Origin of the sequence: Nocardia vinacea NBRC 16497 (genome assembly GCF_000308835.1) — a bacterium.
GTDB classification, from domain to species: Bacteria; Actinomycetota; Actinomycetes; order Mycobacteriales; family Mycobacteriaceae; genus Nocardia; species Nocardia vinacea.
On record NZ_BAGN01000144.1, the window covers coordinates 1 to 1,534 of the forward strand.

Here is a 1,534-nt window from a genome sequence, read left to right on the forward strand (position 1 = left end):
GCCCGCGTCCTTGGCCACCTGCTCCGCATTCGCGACCAGTGTGTCGCAGATCTGGGTGTGCCAGCGCGAGGCTACGATGCCGAGCTTCAGATCCTTGGCATCCGACAGCTCGAAGCTGGGTACGCCGGTGCCACTCATACCTGCGCCTCGCTGACGCTCGGCTCCGGCATGCGCGATGCACGCTGTGACATGGTTCGCTCGCTGCGCTCGCTCACTGGTGTCCTTTCCGGGCTGCGTCGAGGTGAGAAATCACTGGGCGGTCTCGCCGAGATCGAGTTCGTCCAGCCCGATCAGGTCGTGCCCCATCCGGTCCCGCTTGGTGCGCAGGTACCGCAGGTTCTCGGCGTTGGCGCGCAACGGCATCGGTACCCGCTCGGTGATCTTCAGCCCATAGCCGTCCAGTCCGACGCGCTTGGCCGGATTGTTGGTGAGCAGGCGCATCGACCGAATCCCGAGATCCACCAGGATCTGTGCGCCGGTGCCGTAATCGCGGGCGTCGGCGGGCAGACCGAGCTCCAGATTCGCGTCGACGGTGTCGTGGCCCGAATCCTGCAGCTGGTATGCCTGCAGCTTGTGCATCAGCCCGATGCCCCGACCCTCGTGTCCGCGCATGTAGAGCACCACACCGCGCCCCTCTTGGGCCACCATCTCCAGTGCGGCGTCCAGCTGCGGACCGCAATCGCAGCGCAGCGAACCGAAGACGTCACCGGTGAGGCATTCGGAATGCACCCGCACCAGCACATCGTCGCCGTCATCGATATCGCCGCGCACCAGCGCGACATGTTCGACATCGTCGTAAATGCTCTGATAGCCGACGGCCTTGAATTCGCCGTGCGCCGTGGGGATCCTGGCCTCGGCGACCCGAATGACCTGCTTCTCGTGCTTGCGCCGCCAGGCGATCATTTCCGCGATGGAGATCAGCGCCAAGTTGTGCTCGTCGGCGAAGACGCGCAGTTCCTCGGTGCGGGCCATATGGCCCTCGTCCTTCTGGCTGACGATCTCGCAGATGACACCGGCGGGCTGCAATCCGGCCATCCGCGCCAGATCGACCGCGGCCTCGGTGTGGCCGGGACGACGCAGCACGCCGCCCTCCTTGGCGCGCAACGGAACCACGTGACCGGGCCGGGTCAGATCGTCGGCCTTGGCGTTCGGATCGGCGAGTAGTCGCATGGTGGTGGCACGGTCGGCGCCGGAGATACCGGTGGTGATGCCCTCCCTGGCATCGACCGAAACGGTGTAGGCGGTGCCGTGCTTGTCCTGGTTCTGCGCGTACATCGGCGGCAGGCCGAGCCGATCGCAGTCCTCGCCCGTGAGCGGCACACAGATATAACCCGAGGTGTAGCGAATCATGAAGGCGACCAGCTCGGGGGTCGCCTTTTCCGCCGCGAAGATGAGGTCGCCCTCGTTCTCACGGTCCTCGTCGTCGACGACGACAACCGCCTTACCGGCGGCGATATCGGCGACTGCGCGCTCGATGGTGTCGAACCTGGTCACGTCTGTTGTGCTCCATCTCGAAATAGGTGCCTCACATACA

At 65.3% G+C, this 1,534-nt stretch carries 1 protein-coding gene; it reads right to left on the reverse strand.

Annotation, left to right across the window (positions count from 1 at the left end):
* Window positions 1–249 precede the first annotated feature (249 nt).
* Window positions 250–1,494 (reverse strand): bifunctional 3,4-dihydroxy-2-butanone-4-phosphate synthase/GTP cyclohydrolase II, encoded by a 1,245-nt coding sequence (locus ON44_RS19545; RefSeq protein WP_040692104.1) that lies wholly within the window; start codon window positions 1,492–1,494, stop codon window positions 250–252.
* Between the last annotated feature and the right edge of the window lie 40 nt (window positions 1,495–1,534).